16 protein-coding genes are annotated in these 16,284 nt (G+C 60.7%); 5 read left to right on the forward strand and 11 right to left on the reverse strand.

Annotated elements, in window-relative coordinates; all coding sequences use genetic code 11:
• Positions 1-10: 10 nt before the first annotated feature.
• From BM177_RS05460 to coxB, 6 genes are all read right to left on the reverse strand, one after another.
• Positions 11-874 carry a cytochrome c oxidase subunit 3 gene (locus BM177_RS05460; RefSeq protein ID WP_091679407.1) on the reverse strand — a complete coding sequence of 288 codons (864 nt, stop codon included), beginning with the start codon at positions 872-874 and terminating at the stop codon, positions 11-13.
• Positions 875-1,018: 144 nt separating this feature from the next.
• Positions 1,019-1,579, reverse strand: a complete 561-nt coding sequence (locus BM177_RS05465; protein WP_425284368.1) for a cytochrome c oxidase assembly protein — start codon at positions 1,577-1,579, stop codon at positions 1,019-1,021.
• Between the two features lie 68 nt (positions 1,580-1,647).
• On the reverse strand, positions 1,648-1,815 hold the full coding sequence (locus tag BM177_RS19940; RefSeq protein WP_175492508.1) for a hypothetical protein: 168 nt from the start codon (positions 1,813-1,815) through the stop codon (positions 1,648-1,650).
• A complete protein-coding gene (locus tag BM177_RS05470) occupies positions 1,812-2,789 on the reverse strand; it encodes a heme o synthase (RefSeq protein ID WP_091679632.1) in 978 nt (325 codons plus the stop codon). The genes BM177_RS19940 and BM177_RS05470 overlap by 4 nt, the downstream gene beginning before the upstream one ends.
• A 314-nt stretch (positions 2,790-3,103) precedes the next feature.
• Positions 3,104-4,774, reverse strand: a complete 1,671-nt coding sequence (gene ctaD, locus BM177_RS05475) for a cytochrome c oxidase subunit I (protein ID WP_091679635.1) — start codon at positions 4,772-4,774, stop codon at positions 3,104-3,106.
• A gap of 60 nt (positions 4,775-4,834) precedes the next feature.
• Positions 4,835-5,680, reverse strand: a complete 846-nt coding sequence (gene coxB, locus BM177_RS05480; RefSeq protein ID WP_091679638.1) for a cytochrome c oxidase subunit II — start codon at positions 5,678-5,680, stop codon at positions 4,835-4,837.
• Between the two features lie 482 nt (positions 5,681-6,162).
• Between coxB and BM177_RS05485 the strand changes: the two genes are divergently transcribed.
• Complete coding sequence (locus tag BM177_RS05485; RefSeq protein ID WP_091679411.1) at positions 6,163-6,696, forward strand: invasion associated locus B family protein; 534 nt, start codon at positions 6,163-6,165, stop codon at positions 6,694-6,696.
• Between the two features lie 192 nt (positions 6,697-6,888).
• Here BM177_RS05485 and BM177_RS05490 read toward each other — a convergent pair whose 3' ends face one another.
• Positions 6,889-7,119, reverse strand: coding sequence for a DUF2093 domain-containing protein (locus BM177_RS05490; protein ID WP_091679641.1), 231 nt, complete (start codon positions 7,117-7,119; stop codon positions 6,889-6,891).
• A 231-nt stretch (positions 7,120-7,350) separates the two neighbouring features.
• Between BM177_RS05490 and BM177_RS05495 the strand changes: the two genes are divergently transcribed.
• From BM177_RS05495 to BM177_RS05505, 3 genes are all read left to right on the forward strand, one after another.
• Positions 7,351-8,133 (forward strand): alpha/beta fold hydrolase, encoded by a 783-nt coding sequence (locus BM177_RS05495; protein WP_091679414.1) that lies wholly within the window; start codon positions 7,351-7,353, stop codon positions 8,131-8,133.
• A 98-nt stretch (positions 8,134-8,231) separates the two neighbouring features.
• Complete coding sequence (locus tag BM177_RS05500; protein ID WP_091679416.1) at positions 8,232-8,627, forward strand: DUF3126 family protein; 396 nt, start codon at positions 8,232-8,234, stop codon at positions 8,625-8,627.
• A gap of 72 nt (positions 8,628-8,699) precedes the next feature.
• On the forward strand, positions 8,700-9,227 hold the full coding sequence (locus BM177_RS05505) for a gamma carbonic anhydrase family protein (protein WP_091679420.1): 528 nt from the start codon (positions 8,700-8,702) through the stop codon (positions 9,225-9,227).
• 86 nt (positions 9,228-9,313) lie between these two features.
• Here BM177_RS05505 and BM177_RS05510 read toward each other — a convergent pair whose 3' ends face one another.
• Positions 9,314-10,519 carry an acyl-CoA dehydrogenase gene (locus tag BM177_RS05510; RefSeq protein WP_091679425.1) on the reverse strand — a complete coding sequence of 402 codons (1,206 nt, stop codon included), beginning with the start codon at positions 10,517-10,519 and terminating at the stop codon, positions 9,314-9,316.
• 166 nt (positions 10,520-10,685) lie between these two features.
• Between BM177_RS05510 and BM177_RS05515 the strand changes: the two genes are divergently transcribed.
• Positions 10,686-13,031 carry an efflux RND transporter permease subunit gene (locus tag BM177_RS05515; RefSeq protein WP_091679430.1) on the forward strand — a complete coding sequence of 782 codons (2,346 nt, stop codon included), beginning with the start codon at positions 10,686-10,688 and terminating at the stop codon, positions 13,029-13,031.
• 47 nt (positions 13,032-13,078) lie between these two features.
• On the opposite strand, the gene BM177_RS05520 is transcribed toward BM177_RS05515, so the two are convergent.
• From BM177_RS05520 to fcl, 3 genes are all read right to left on the reverse strand, one after another.
• Positions 13,079-13,582: a hypothetical protein gene (locus BM177_RS05520; protein WP_091679434.1), complete on the reverse strand. Its 504-nt coding sequence runs from the start codon at positions 13,580-13,582 to the stop codon at positions 13,079-13,081.
• A gap of 125 nt (positions 13,583-13,707) precedes the next feature.
• A complete protein-coding gene (locus BM177_RS05525; protein WP_091679439.1) occupies positions 13,708-15,018 on the reverse strand; it encodes a hypothetical protein in 1,311 nt (436 codons plus the stop codon).
• Positions 15,019-15,320: 302 nt separating this feature from the next.
• Positions 15,321-16,283, reverse strand: a complete 963-nt coding sequence (fcl, locus tag BM177_RS05530) for a GDP-L-fucose synthase (RefSeq protein ID WP_091679441.1) — start codon at positions 16,281-16,283, stop codon at positions 15,321-15,323.
• Between the last annotated feature and the right edge of the window lies 1 nt (position 16,284).

The following is a 16,284-nucleotide window of genomic DNA, read 5'->3' on the forward strand; positions in this document are numbered from 1 at the left end:
CGGAGCGGGCCTAATGCTCCATCGGGGCGCCCCAAGAGCCCCAAACGTAGATCGCGGCGAAGAGAAACAGCCACACCACGTCGACGAAATGCCAGTACCAGGCGGCGAATTCAAATCCCAGATGATGCTTCGGGGTGAACTGGCCGATGAAAGCCCGATAAAGGCAGACCATCAGGAAAATCGTGCCGACGATCACGTGGAAGCCGTGAAATCCGGTCGCCATGAAGAATGTCGCCCCGAATATCGATCCGCTGAACGAGAAAGGCGCGCTGGAATATTCGTAGGCCTGGACGCTGGTGAAGATCATCCCGAGCAGGATGGTCAGGGCGAGGCCGATTTTCAGGCCTCTCCGGTCGCCGTTGAGGAGCGCGTGATGGGCCCAGGTGACCGTGGTGCCGGAGGTGAGAAGGATCAACGTATTGAGCAGCGGAAAGCGCCACGGATTCAGCGCCTCGGTCCCCTTGGGCGGCCAGACTCCGCCGGTGAATTCCGTCCGCGAATATTCGATGGCTTCGCCAGGGAACAGGCTGGCGTCGAAAAACGCCCAGAACCAGGCGACGAAAAACATCACTTCGGAAGTGATGAACAGGATCATCCCGTAGCGGTGGCTGATCTGCACGACCCTTGTGTGATAGCCGCCGAATTCGGCCTCCTTGACGACATCGGTCCACCATGACGCCAGAACGAAGAGGAGGCTGATGACGCCAGCGCCAAACAGGAAGCTGCCGAATTTAACGCCCGCGATCGGAATATGCTTCATCCATAAGATCGCGCCGAGCGCCATGACAAAGGATGCCGACGCCCCGAGGATCGGCCAGGGGCTCGGATCGACGAGATGATAATCATGACTTGGTTTCGCGTGGCCGTCCGACATGTAAATGCCCTTTTCCCGCTCGAAGGCTCCTCGAGCCTTGTTTGAAGTACGCCGCCCTCTCAAGCGACGCTGAAATGAGTTTGCCCGGCGGACCGCCGCCGTTTGCCCCTTTTGAATGCGCCGGTCAAGGCGGCAGGGCCGCGGTCACAACGATTTCTTCCCTGCGTCGGCGCCCCCCGTGGCGACAGGCTTCGCCGCAAAAAACGTATAGGATAGCGTGACCGAATGAACGTCCCTCATGCCCTGGTCATTCTCGATCGCCGGATCGAGAAAGAACACGACTGGCATCTCCATCGTTTCACGGGGCCCGAGGGTCTGTTCCGCGAAACAGAAGCAGCTGATCTTGTCGAAATAGGCGCCGGCGCTCTCCGGACTGACATTGTACATCGCTTGTGCCGACGTCTCGTGGTCGGACATGTTGGTCACACGGTAGAATATGGTCGCCGTCTCGCCCGTTCGGAGCTTGATCTCGGGCGTTTCGGGTTCGAAGCGCCAGGTGAGACCGGGAGCGACATTGGCGTCGAACCGCACGGTGAAATCGCGCAACCCTCTGGTCGAGGGCGCCGTCTTGGCGACCTGGGTGGTGCCGCCGAACCCGGTCGCGGCGCAGTACATTCGGTATAAGGGCGCTGACGCGAATGAAAGGCCAAGCATCAGGAGGCTTGCGCCGGCGATTGCGATGGCGATTCCGCGCCGGCCTTTCACCGGGGACGGCGTCCGCCCCTTTGGGTCCCGCCCTGACGGGTCGGAAGCGGGCAATGGCGCCGAACCCGTCACAGCGGACGAACGAGTACGCCAGGGCCGAGCTTGACGATCGTCACAACATAGAAAAGCACAGCAAAAAACGCCACGGCGAGGCCGATGGCCGTGTTGCGCTGATTCCTGCTTTTCAGTTGCGCCGGCGTCAAAACGATCCCTTCGGGTTTCTTGTCGCTGGTCATGGGATCACCGTGAAAACATGTAAAAACGGGATGCCGCTGAAGTCTTGCAATATGACGAGAACGCGTTCGGCGATGATCTCGGCGAACAGAAGAAAAAGGTAGAGGATCGAGAAGCCGAAAAGGCGCTTCGGATAGCGTTCCGACGCTTCGCCCGTTCGATGGAGAAAGACGCGCGCGGCGCTCAGCAGCATGAGCGCGCCGAGCGCCGCGGCGAGAACGCCGTAGAAGGGCGATGCGAAGCCCAGCGCCCAAGGAGCCAGTCCGATGGGAAACAGAACGATCGTGTAAAGAAGGATCTCGAGCCGGGTCCGGTCGGCGCCCTTGGCGTTCGGCATCATGGGGACGCCGGCGCGTTCATAATCCTTGGCCCTCAGCAGGGCGAGCGCCCAGAAATGAGGCGGAGTCCAGAAGAAGATGATCATGAACAGCGCGAAGCTGGCCCAGCTCACCTCGCCGGAGGCCGCGGCGTAACCGACAATCGGCGGAAGAGCGCCAGCGGCGCCTCCGATGACGATATTTTGCGGCGTGGAGCGCTTGAGCCACATCGTATAGATCACAACGTAAAACAGGATCGTAAACGCAAGCAGGCTGGCGGCGAGCCAGTTCGCGACAAGCCCCAGGGTGAACACGGAAATAACCGACAGGATCGCGCCGAATGCGAGGGCGTCGTCGCGGCTCAATTTGCCAGATGGGATGGGACGCTTGCGCGTGCGCGTCATCAGGGCGTCGATGTCGGAATCGTACCACATGTTGAGCGCGCCCGAAGCCCCTGCGCCGACCGCGATCGCGAGAAGCGACGCGAACCCGATCACAGGATGAACATGCGGCGGCGCGATCAGAATGCCGGCGAGGGCGGTGCAGACGACGAGCGACATGACGCGCGGCTTGAGCAGATCGATGTAATCGCCCGGGCTCGCGATGGAGATCGCAAGACCTGCAGGACGTTCATTGCCGCTTTCGCTGACCAAGCTCATGTTTTTACCAACTCTATCTTTACTTTCGCCGCTTGCGATGCGCGGCCCGCCTGACAGCAAGGCCCCATGCGCCCGAAGCGCTTTCCGACCGATGGATTCCTGCGATAAATGGGTTCCTGCGATCAATCCAAAATCCGGTCGATCTGAAATCACTCCATCTTCCAGCTTCTCAAATCTTCCAGAGCCTCAAAATGAATCGGTCAGATTTCGCTCTGACCGAACCATGCTCAGGCCGCTTCTCGTTCGAGGCGCGGCCCAAGGCCGTGTGAAGTTCCAAGGTCGCCGCCGCTCCTGCGACGGCGAGACCCATTGGTCTAGTGATCCGCGCCCTGAATTTGAGGCAGGGTCTCGAAGGTGTGGAATGGAGGCGGCGACGACAGCGTCCATTCGAGCGTCGTCGCGCCGGGACCCCAGGGATTGTCGCCGGCGAGGCGCTTCTTCGCGAAGGCGTCATAGATGATGTAGAAGAACAGGACCATACCCACGCCGGAAAGGTAGGAACCATAGGAGGAAATCCGGTTCCAGAGAGCGAAGGCGTCCGGATAATCGATATAGCGGCGCGGCATGCCCGCGAGCCCAAGAAAGTGCTGCGGAAAAAAGGTCACGTTGACGCCGATGAACATGATCCAGAAATGCGCCTTTGCGAGCGTCTCATTGTACATGAAACCGCTCATTTTCGGGAACCAGTAGTAGAAACCCGCGAAAATCGCGAAAACAGCCCCGAGCGACAAGACGTAGTGGAAATGCGCTACGACGTAATAGGTTTCGTGGAAGGCGCGGTCGATGCCCGCGTTCGCCAGGACGACGCCGGTGACGCCGCCGACCGTGAACAGGAAGATGAACCCGGTCGCCCAGATCATCGGGGCCCTGAACGTGATCGAGCCTCCCCACATGGTGGCGATCCAGGAAAAGATCTTCACGCCGGTGGGAACCGCGATGACCATCGTCGCGAACACGAAATAGCGCTGGGTGTCGAGCGACATCCCGACGGTGTACATGTGATGCGCCCAGACGACGAGACCGACGACGCCGATAGCGACCATGGCGTAGGCCATGCCGAGATAGCCGAATACGGGCTTGCGCGAAAAGGTCGAGATGATCTGACTGATCAGGCCGAAGGCGGGCAGGATCAGAATGTAGACTTCCGGATGCCCGAAGAACCAGAACAGGTGCTGGAACAACAACGGGTCGCCGCCGCCCGAAGGATCGAAAAAGGTCGTTCCGAAATTGCGGTCGGTCAGCAGCATCGTGATGGCGCCAGCGAGGACGGGCAGGGTCAGCACGAGCAAAAAGGCGGTGACCAGAACCGACCAAACGAACAGCGGCATTTTATGCAAGGTCATGCCGGGCGCGCGCATGTTGAAGATCGTGGTGATGAAATTGATCGCGCCGAGGATCGAGGACGCGCCCGCCAGATGGATCGAGAGGATCAGGAAATCCATCGCCGGGCCGGGGGCGCCGGTGTTCGACGAATAGGGCGGATAAAGCACCCAGCCACCGCCGAAGCCCATCATCCCGGGCGCGCCTTCGACGAACATGGAGATGACCGCGAGGGTGAGCGAGGCGGGAAGCAGCCAGAACGAAATATTGTTCATACGGGGGAAGGCCATGTCCGGCGCGCCGATCATGATCGGGACGAACCAGTTGCCGAAACCGCCGATGAGCGCGGGCATCACCATGAAGAAGATCATGATGAGGCCGTGAGCGGTGATCATGACGTTATAGAGGTTCTTCGCGGCGTCGATGGCGATATCGGCCGACGCGCCATTGATGATCTGGGCGAGATGATTGAAGACCTGAATGCCTGGCTCCTGAAGCTCCATGCGCATCAGGACCGACATCAGGCCGCCGACGACCCCGGCGACCAGCGAAAAGATAATATAAAGCGTGCCGATATCTTTATGATTGGTCGAAAACAGGTAGCGCCGCCACCCGGTCGGATGGGCTTCCCCGCCGTGTTGCTCCGTCGCGGCCCCTGTCGCTATAAATTGATCTTTCGTGGTCGTCGCCAACGGGAATCTCCCTCGAAACTATTGATTTGAAGCTCAGCGTTGTCCGGCCGGACCCGCCGCACTATACGCCAGACGGAGCGGACCCGCATCGTTCGACGCAAATTTCTTGCTCGCTTCCAGGAGCCAGGCGTCATAATCTTCCTGGCTGACAACATGAAACACGATCGGCATATAGGCGTGGTCTTTGCCGCAGATCTTGGAGCATTGGCCGTAATAGGTGCCCTCTCGCTCCGCCTTGAACCAGCTTTCGTTCATCCGGCCCGGGACAGCGTCGATGCGGACGCCAAAGGAGGGAATCGTAAAGGAATGAATGACGTCGGCTGCGGTGACGAGAAGCCGGACTGTTTTACCGACCGGGACCACGGCCATATTGTCGACGGTCAGGAGACGCATGTCGCCAGGCTTCAGGCTCGCCTCGGGGACAAGATAGGAGTCGAATTCGAAGCCGCCGCCTTGATCCTTCGGGTAGTTGTAGGTCCAGTACCATTGCTTTCCGGTGGCCTTCAAGGTGATGTCCGCTTCCGGCACCACGACCTGATGGGTGAGAAGACGGAAGGACGGGATCGCGATGATGACCAGAATCATCACGGGAGCCACGGTCCAGATCACTTCCAGCGTCGAATTGTGGGTCGTCTGCGCCGGGACCGGATTCGCCTTTTCGTTAAATCTCAGGACCACGTAGGTCAGCAGTCCGAAGACGAAAATGACGATGCCGACGATGATCGGTAGCAAAATCCAGTTGTGGAAAAAATGCATCTCGTGCGCGATGGGGGTGACGGCTTCGCCGAAGCCGATCTGGCCCGGCGTTGGAAAGCCGTCGGCCCGCGCAGCAGAAATTGCGGACGCGAGGAAAGCCGATACCGAGAGTCCCGTGCGCATCAACTGCGCCCGGGAAGCTCGAAAAATCGTCGCCGTGTCGAAATAAGGCGCCGCGGCTGAAGTAATTTTCGCGGCTGCGCGAGCGGTTTTCATGTCTTTCGGCGCTCCGATTTTGCACGGCTGAATATGCCGCGCCTACCACTTTCCCTAGGACTCGTCTAGCGAGACGTTCCAAATCACAAAGACGCGCATATTGCAACGCGGCGAGCGCCGGTCAATGTTGCGTCATATGATCGCTTGAAGCGTATCAATTCGTCAGTTCAGCAAGAAGTGTTCCCTAAATGCGGCGAACCGGAGGTTTGCTTGACACGCTCAAGGGTTTTGTTAGTGGTCCATAGCGCCAGCGCGTTCGATGGGACCGAAATCCTGACTTTCGGCCCTGGTCGCGTTTGGGTTGGCGTCACTGGACAGGCCTGGATGGGCTTTCCTTGGGCTCGTTCTGGAATTGGCGCCGCTCGCAAAGTTCTAATCCTGGAGAAATCATGGCGCAGGCGCTTGATCGGTCGCACGGCAAACTCGTCAAGTCCCTCGCTTCGGTGATTTTTGCGGGCGTTTTGCTCGCCTGCGGGAATTTTGCGGCGTTTGGCCAGGGCATGGTGAAAGCCAAGCACGGCGATTGGGAGTTAAGGTGCGAAACTCCGCCGGGAGCTGCGCGCGAGCAATGCGCATTGCTCCAGAGCGTCGCGGCGGAGGACAAGCCGAACATCAATCTCGTGGTGATCGTTCTTAAAACCGCCGACGGCAAAAGCCGCTTGTTGCGCGTCATCGCGCCGCTCGGGGTCCTGCTGCCGTCCGGGCTCGGGCTGAAGATCGATGACGTCGATGTCGGCCGCGCCGGGTTCGTGCGCTGTTTGCCAACCGGCTGCGTCGCCGAGGTCGTGATGGAGGAAAAACTGATCGACCAGATGAAGAAAGGCCAGAACGCGACCTTCATCATCTTTCAGACGCCTGAGGAAGGCATCGGCATTCCGCTAGCCCTCGCGGGATTCAAGGAGGGTTTCGAAACCTTGCCCTGAGCCGCGGGCCTGATTGCCGACTTTTCCGGCGCGGTTTGACGGGGAGCTTTCCGCGTGCGCCGCGCCAGTCGCCGGGTGTTAGAGCATATTCCGATTGGATTGAAGCCATCCAATCGACAAGACTACGCTCAAGCTTTTGACTCTGGAGCGATTTCTGATCGATCGCATGACTTCATGCGATCGGAAAACGCTCTAGTCTTGAGTCTTGACGCCCTTGACCCCGAGTTTGCGCAGCTTCGCCTCGGGGCCGGCGTAAGGCTCCTGCTGATCAACGTTCCAGTACCGTAAATCTTCAAGACGAATCGCTACCCCCGTGACGGCGCAGCGAACGAAATTTCCCGGACGCAGAACTCGAAATTCTCCATCCAGATATTCGAGTTCGGCTTCTCCCGCCGTGATTGGTCGGCGTTCATAACGATTCATGTCGATTTGGCCCATGCGCGGATTTGTCTGGATAGATTAACGCAGTTGCAGCAGTTTCGCCACCATTGCCGGCGAACTTCGCGCGCTTTCATACGACGGGCGTTGTCTGGTTCGTGACGCAGGCGCGGCGCAACTGCTACGCCTCCGGTATGAACTGCTACGTCTCCGGTCTGAACAGCCGCAGGGCGGGCGACGCTTCAAGGAGACGTCATTTTCAAGGAGACGTCATTAATGGGAGAGACGTCATTGTTCGAATTTTCGGGCCAAGGCGCGCGCATCGCCTTCGTAGACGAATGGCCCGAGCGGTTCGACCGCGGCGAGCCAATTCTGCTGATCCACGGTTTCGCCTCGAACCATGCCGTGAACTGGTTCTTTCCCCAATGGATCAAGACGCTGACGGATGCGGGGCGGCGCGTGATCGCGCTCGACAATCGCGGCCATGGCCGCAGCGAAAAGTTTTACAAGCCGTCGGACTACGCCGTCTCGAAAATGGCGGCGGACGCGCGCGCGCTGCTCGATCATCTCGACATCGAAACCGCCGACGTCATGGGTTATTCGATGGGCGCGCGCATCGCCGCCTTTTTAGCCAAGGGCCATCCTGAACGTCTTCGCTCCGCGATTCTTGGCGGCCTCGGATATCATTTGATCGACGGGTCCGGTTTGCCCCTTGGCGTCGCGGACGCCATGGAGGCCGCTTCGATTGAGGACCTGTCCGATCCAGCGCAGCGAGCGTTCCGCAGCTTCGCCGAAGCCACAAAAAGCGATCTTGCCGCCCTTGCGGCGTGCATGCGCGGCGCGCGCCAACCGATGAGCGAGGCGGAGGCGGGCGCGATCCGCATTCCGATCCTCGTCGCCGCGGGGACTGAAGACTCTATCGCTGGCGACGCCTCCCGGCTCGCCGCATTGTTTCCCGCCGGACGCGCCCTCGATATCCCGGGCAGGGACCATAATTCCGCGGTGGGAGACAAGGTGTTCAAGGCCGGCGTCCTTGAATTTCTCGACCAGCGGCCTTGAGCGTGCGTTGGACCTGTGAACGTCTGCGGGTCAAGGTTGCGGCGGCAAGCCTTTTCTGGCAAACGCAATCGTAAGGTCGGCCGTGGAGAAAACACCCTTTGGACAAAGCGGAATTGAAGAAATTGCAGGCTTTCCTGCAGCATTCCCTGGGTAATCAAGGCATCAAGGTGACGCCCGGCAAGAAGAACGCCGACGACGCCGACGTGCATCTCGGCGAGCGGAAAATCGGGGCCATTGTCGTCGATGACGAGGACGGCGACCGCTCGTTCGCCTTCGAGATGAAAATCCCGGTCGGGCGGCCGGTCCTCCAGGAATATCTGCGGCGGCTTTTCGAAGCCGAAAGCTTGAAGATCGTTCCCCGCGGTAAGAAAAACGACTCGGTCGAACTCAACAACGGCGAGGAATTTCTTGGCGTCATTTCCGCGGATGACGCCAAGCAGTCGAGCTACACGTTGCAAATGGCGATTCTCGATTTCGATCTTGAGGCGTACTGAAGCGGGACGGGGGCGGGCCGGAGGCGCGCCGACTGGAAAGTAACTTTAGTCCTTGCAAAGGGAGCCGGCTGCATGCCTCTTTATTCGCTCAATGGCGTCGGGCCGATCCTTCCGCCCCGGGACAGGTACTGGATCGCGCCGGATGCGCAGGTCATCGGTAAAATCCGCCTGGAGGCGGACGTTTCGATCTGGTTCGGCGTGACGCTTCGCGGCGACAATGAAGAGATTTTCATTGGCGAGCGCTCCAACGTTCAGGACGGGTCGGTGCTGCACACCGATCCGGGCTATCCTCTGACGATCGGAGCGGATTGCACCATTGGCCACCACGCCATACTTCACGGCTGCACGATCGGCGACAACAGCCTGATCGGAATGGGCGCGACGCTCTTGAACGGCGCCTCGATCGGCCGCAATTGCCTCGTCGGCGCCAACGCCCTCGTCACTGAAGGCAAGGCGTTTCCGGACAATTCCCTGATCGTCGGCAGCCCCGCGCGTCTGATCCGTACGCTCGATGAAACGGCTGTCGCGGGTCTACGCGAAAGCGCCGCGCATTATGTCGCCAACTGGCGCCGCTACGCCAAGGGCCTCGTCGCGTATTAGATCAGAACTTGAGGGTCGCCGGACCGAAGCTTCCCGCATCCGCGGGCGCATTCGAGAGGCGCCGCGCCCCCCGCGGCCGCGCTGGATCAGCAGAAGGCCAGGAGTCCTGTGATGGCCCGGCCGAGGATGAGCGCGTGAACGTCATGCGTCCCCTCGTAGGTGTTCACCGTTTCGAGATTGGCGAGATGGCGCATGACGTGGAATTCGGCGGAAATCCCGTTGGCGCCATGCATGTCGCGGGCGGCGCGAGCGATGTCGAGAGCCTTGCCGCTGTTGTTGCGCTTGATGAGAGACACGGCCTCGTGCGGGGCCCGGCCCTGATCGACGAGCCGACCGACCCTCAACGCCCCCTGAAGGCCGAGCGCGATCTCGGTCTCCATGTCGGCGAGTTTCTTCTGGATCAGCTGATTGGCGGCGAGGGGCCTGCCGAATTGCTTGCGCTCAAGCGTATAGCGCCGCGCCGCCTGAAAGCAGAATTCCGCGGCCCCCATCGCGCCCCAGGCGATGCCAAAACGGGCGAGATTGAGACAGCCGAATGGTCCCTTGAGGCCTGACGCGCGCGGCAAGAGATTGGCCTCTGGCGCCTCGACCCCGTTCATGACGATTTCGCCAGTGATCGAGGCGCGAAGGGAGAGTTTGTTCCTGATCGCCGGGGTTTCAAGGCCGCGCATGCCGCGCTCAAGGATAAACCCACGGATCGCGCCGTCATGCGCCTGCGATTTCGCCCAGACGATGAAAATATCGGCCACCGGACTGTTTGTGATCCATGTCTTCACCCCGTGAAGACGATAGCCGCCCTGAATCGGTTCGGCGGTGGTCAGCATCGATTGCGGATCGGAACCGGAGTCAGGTTCGGTGAGGCCGAAACTGCCGATCCACTCTCCGCTGGCGAGTCTGGGCAGGAATTTTCGTCGCTGATCCTCGTCGCCATACGCGTAGATCGGATGCATGACGAGGGACGATTGCACGCTTAGGGCCGTTCGGTAGCCGCTGTCGACGCGTTCGATCTCGCGCGTGACGAGTCCGTAGCTGACATGGCTTAGGCCCGCGCCGCCGTATTCCCGCGGCAGGCACAAACCGAGCAGTCCCACGGCGCCCATTTCGGCTATCAGCCCGCGATCGAACCGCTCGTCGCGATAATCCACCATGACGCGCGGCAGCAAGATGTCCCGCGCGAAGGAACGGGCCGACGCCTGCGCCGCCTTCTCTTCGCCGTCGAGCTGGCCGTCGAGATCGAAAGGATCGTCCCATTCGAATTTTTTTGCGGTCTCTTCGGCACCAAAATGGCGCATACGCCGTTCTCCAACTTTACCTGCCTGTTGATTCTGTTGGGAAAGTATTTGTTATATAATTGTCAACGCATATCATAACCATCATCGCCGGCAACTTGAAAAGTTTAGCTCAAGTTATTGGCTCAGATATTGGTTTCGCCTGAGATCAGGAGATATTCCCCTGCGCATCGAGACTTTTGGCAATCGGCGCGCTCCGCTCAAGCCGACGCAAGAAACTGCCGGAAGGCCTCTCCACGCGCTCGCATTCGGGGCCGAGCGTATCGGCCTGATCGGAGTGTTATGGCCGAGGATCGTGGCCCTCCTCACGCTCGCCCTTGTGATCGTCGCCGGCTTTGGCTTCGCAAGGCTCAAAGTCGACGATTCGCTCAGTCAATTGTTCCGTTCGAACAGCCGGGAGTTCAAGCAATACGAAGACGTCACGCGGCGGTTCCCCTCCAGCGAATTTGACGTCCTGATCGTTGTCGAAGGCAAGCAGCTTCTGGCCCGCGAGTCGCTGGAACGCCTGCGCGATCTCGTCACCGACCTTCAGCTAATCGATGGGACGCGCGGAATCATCTCGATTTTCTCCGCGAGGCGACCGCCGGAGAACGGCGGGACTCCCGCGCCGTTGTTCCCCGGCGAACTTCCCGAAGGCGCCGCTTATTCCGACCTCATCAAACAGGTCATGGAAAACAAGATCATTCGCGGCAAGCTCTTGTCCGAGGACGGTCAGCTCACCCTCATCGTTCTCGCACTCGATCAGACCGTAACCGAGGGCCGCGGCTTGCGCGACGTCATCGGCGAGATCCGCAGGACCGTCGCGGACGCTCTTGGCGCGCCGGGCGTTACGGCCGCGCTGTCCGGCGTTCCGGTGATGCAACTCGAGATACGCGAAGCGGTCGAGCGCGACAGGCTTGTCTACAATTCGATCGGCTTTGCCGGAGGGTGCCTGATCGCCATTCTCTTCTTCCGCCGCGTGTCGTTCATGATCATCGCCGCCGCGCCGCCGCTGATTGCGATCTTGCTGGCGCTTGGCGCGCTCGGCTGGCTCGGGTTTCGGCTCAACATGTTCTTGAATGTGATGACCCCCCTCATCATGGTCATCAGCTTCTCCGACAGCATGCAGTTGACCTTCGCGGCGCGGGATCGGCTGATCGCAGGCGAGACCAAACGCGATGCGCTGCGCAACGCCTTGCTGACCGTCGGCCCGGCCTGCGTTCTGACTCATGCGACCGCCGCGCTTTCGTTCCTTGCCTTGCAATTTTCGAATTCAGATCTGATCCGCGCGTTCGGCCGGGCGGGGCTCATCGCCACCATCATCGCGCTCGTCACGGTGCTTGTCCTTGCGCCCATGCTTGGGATGCTGCTGCTGCGCGGCGAGGCCGCCTTCGCGGAAAGCGCGCGAAGGGCGGACATGGGCGTCGAAACGCTGCGACGGTTCTGCGCCTGGATTGCGGCGCGCATGGTGAGACGACCCGGACTCTACAGTCTCCTGGCGTTGTTGACCGTGGCTGGCCTCGGCGTCGTCTACGCGCAATTGCAGCCAAGGTACCGTCTCGCGGATCAGGTGCCGGATAAGCGCCAGGCCGTCGAAGCCGGCGGACGGCTCGACGCCAAACTGGCGGGCGCCAATCCGATCGACGTGCTGATCGAACTGCCGCACGGAGCGCGGCTCTATTCGGATGAGGCGCTCGGCGTCATTGGGGCGGTTCATTCCATCGTCGAGAAGCAGGCGGGAGTCGGCAATGTCTGGTCGCTGGAAACCCTGAGACGATGGCTCGCCGCCGCGGGCCATGCCGACGCCGCGACATTGCGGCAATATGTCGATCTTCTCCCGGAGCATCTGACGAGGCGCTTCATTGACGCGACGCAGGACGCGGTGGTGGTCTCGGGCCGCATTCCCGACGTCGACGCGAGCCGGCTCTTGCCGGTGATCGACGCGCTGGACAAATCCCTCGACGCCGTCCGTGCAAGTCGCCCCGGCTACAAGATTTCCGTCACCGGCCTATCTGCGATCGCAGCGCGCAACAGCGCCAAGATGATTCAAAAACTCAGTCTGGGCCTGACTGTGGAGTTTGTCTTCGTCGCCGCCTTTATCGGCCTCGCCTTTCGCTCCTTCATCGTGATGCTCGTGAGCATCCTGCCCGGAATATTCCCGGTCCTCGCTTCGGGCGCGCTTCTGGAGGCGACAGGGCTTGGCCTGCAGTTCGCGAGCGTCGTCGCTTTGACGGTGTCGTTCGGGCTCGGGCTCAGCGCGACGATCCATTTTCTCAACCGGCTGAGACTCGAGGATAATCCCCGCGCGGATCCAGCGGTCGCGGTCGAGCGGGCGACTGTCCTTGTGGGTCCGGCCCTGATCCTGACCACGCTGGTGCTGGCGTGCGGCCTCGCCGTGACGGTTCTGTCGGATCTGCCTTCGCTCCGCCTGTTCGGCTGGTTGAGCGCATTCGCCATGGTCGCGGCGCTTGTCGCCGATCTGCTGATCCTTCGACCAACAGCCATGTTCTTGCGCAGGACGGCCCGTCGCGGATGATCCAGCTGAGGCGAAGGTCGTTTCCGGGTAAAGCCCAGCCGCGCGGCTTACACTTTACGCAGAGTGATGGACACGCTCGCGACGTCCGTGCCGCTTCCGGGCCGGATCAACACGGTCTGATGCCCGCCCTTCGTTTTGACGGCGAGCGAAGCGGAAAAACCCTGCCCGCCAACATGCGCCTGTATGTCCGAGCCTGTGGCCCGGCCGGACACGCTGCCGCTGACGTTCCGCGTCGTCTCCGTCCAGTTGCCCGAAAGCGCGCCTCCTTCCGAGGCGACGCTCGCGTTGATGTCCAGTTTGTAGCTGTCGCTGGCGCAGCGCAGATTCTGCCGCAAGGTCGTTCCGCCGCCGTTGACGGCATAGGTCGCGCGGCAGCGGATGCGCTCGGATGCGCCGTTCGCCATTGTGATCTCTCCGGCTCCCGACCAATGGCCGGACAATTCGCCGAACGGCCCCTCGGCCCGTTGCGCGAGTCCCTGGGACGTAACCAGCATCAATCCGATCGCGAGCGCAAGCTTCTTCAGATCGTGATCAATATTAAGGAACGGCATCAGCGTAACCTCGTTTTGCCTTAAAACATAAGCTGAACCCGGCAGCTCTCAAGAATATCCATTTTTAAATATAGAATTCCGAGGCGAACAAATTGGTTCGTTTTCAACGAAAATTCGATGATGATCTACGACGATGTCCGGCCCTGTGATTGGGCGATCGCCAATCCCAGAATGCCCGCCCCGACCAACGGAATAGCCGACCCTAAAAGGCCAGGATTTATGAAGGCCAGAACGAGCAGAACAATCAGGCTGGCGGCTCCCGCCGCGGGATAAAACGAGTCGCGGCCCCGCTGCGCCGAAGCGCGCATCAGGCTGATGGAGGCGAAAGCGGCGGCCAGCGCGGCTCCCCAGAGGATCGGCCGCCCCATCTCGATGGAGATCTCCGCCGCAGATGTGGCTGCGGGGATGGCGCGCGAATGCGCGTCGCTTGACTGATAGATGGGAGCCAGGGCCGAGAACGTCCCGCCTCCGTTCCCCAGGAAAGGCGCATCGAGAAGGATCCGCTGGGTCAATTCGATGGAGGCGGCGTCTCTTTTCACGAAGGCGAGCCTCGGATCCTGGCTGGAACCGGCCGCTCCGCTCACCAGGGCCAAGGCTATGACGCTCGCCGTCACGCCAATGGCGGCCGCGCCCCACCGGCCTAAATCGAGCCGCCGGACCAAAATCACCGCGGCGAACGCGCCGAACCCGCAACTCGCGGCGAAAATCAACGATCCCGAATGCGCCAGGGCGATCGCTATGGCGCAGATGAGGAATGCGGCGAGCGAGGCCCCTACAGCCAGAATAAACTCCGGTTCGCGCCGGCCCGACTTGCTTCGCCGTGTTTCGTTGCGTTCGAACACGAGGGAGCAGCAAGCGGCCGACAGGACAATTCCAAGGCAGGCGCAGTCCCGCGCCTCTTCGCGGTCAGTGACGAAATTGACGCCGAAAAGGTCGCTGCACGCAACCGCGAACGAGATCAGCACGCTCGCGGCGGTCAGGCTCACAAGGACAGATTCCGCCCGGTCGCGATTGATGGTCAGGGCCGCCGTCAGAAGGACGACGCCGACGATCGACAAATAGCGCACCAGAGCCATCGCGGTCGCGCCGATATCGACGCTGATGGCGCCATGCGCGCCATTTCGAAACCCAGGCGCAAGGCTTGTCCAGATGGGATTGGCGAGAAGCGAAATTTTCGTCGAGGGCAGGGGCTGCCACGACGGCAACGGGATGATCTGGATTAAAAGCCAGACCGCCGGGATGGATGCGACGATGACGAACGGCTTGACCAGTCTGGCGAAACGCTGCGCGTCGCTAAGCGGTAAATCCATCGCCACTAGGATCAGCCCGATCGAGACGAGCAAGGGAACGAGGCAAGGCAGAAAGGGCCCGTCCACGGTGAGAATCGCGGGACTGAGGCTTATGACGCCGAGAAGAACGCCGAGCGCGATGAACATCGAAATGACTTGCTGGCTGGCCGAGGGATGGAAAATTCGGGGAGTGCGGAGAAATCGAACGACAGTTTAAGAAAAACGAGCGAAAGCACATCGACAAATACGCAATCTGTCTCAACCGGAGGCTGAACCAGAATCGATCACCTGTTCCATAGCCTAAGGCCGGTCAAAAGTCACTGCAATGACATTGCGCGGAAGACCAGATGGCTTTTGGTCACGGGCCCCTTTAACCCCTTGGCGCCCCGCCAGCGAGATCTCGCCATGGCGCGACGCGAGCCAACGGGATTGAACCCGGCCGCCGCCCTTCAGATTACGGCCGCTTCTGTTTTCGTTTTTCCCAACTCCCGAAGAAACCAGCCGTAGACGTCGGCGATCCCCTCTTCGAGCGAGGTTTTCGGTTTCCAGCCCAGCGCGGCCATCCGGCTCGAATCCATGAGCTTGCGCGGGGTCCCGTCGGGCTTGGTCGTGTCGAAGACAAGTTCGCCCGAAAATTTCGTGACGCGACCGACGGTTTCAGCAAGTTCCCGGATGGTCACGTCGGAGCCCGCGCCGCAATTGATCGGTTCCGCGCCGTCGTAATGATTCATCGCGAAGACGACGCCATCGGCCAGATCGTCGACATAGAGGAATTCGCGGAGCGGCGTTCCTGTGCCCCAGACGACCACCTCCTTGCGACCCGCTTCCCTGGCTTCGTGGAATTTGCGAATGAGCGCCGGCAGAACGTGACTCGTCGAGAGATCAAAATTGTCATTCCGGCCGTAAAGGTTGCAGGGCATGACGGAGATGTAGCGTCGGCCATATTGCCGCCGGTAGGCTTCGCACATTTTGAGGCCGGCGATTTTCGCGATCGCGTACCATTCGTTTGTCGGCTCGAGCGGGCCGGTCAGAAGCGCGTCTTCCTTGATTGGCTGCGGCGCGAACTTCGGGTAAATGCAAGACGAACCCAGGAAGACCAGTCGTTCGACGCCGGCGAGATGCGCCGCGTGGATGATGTTGGTTTCAATCGCCAGATTCTCATAAAGGAAGTCCGCCGGATAGGCGTCATTGGCGTAGATGCCGCCAACCTTGGCGGCCGCGAGGATGATAACGTCGGGCTTCTCCTTCGCGACCCAGACCTGGACCGCCCGCTGATCGCGCAGATCAAGATCGGCGCGCCCGACGGTCAAGATCTCGACGTCTTCTCCGGCAAGGCGGCGCACGATCGCGGAGCCGACCATGCCTTGATGCCCCGCGATCCATATCCGCCGCTTCCCTGTGGAACTGGGCATG

Source organism: Methylocapsa palsarum, from assembly GCF_900114285.1.
Taxonomy (GTDB): domain Bacteria; phylum Pseudomonadota; class Alphaproteobacteria; order Rhizobiales; family Beijerinckiaceae; genus Methylocapsa; species Methylocapsa palsarum.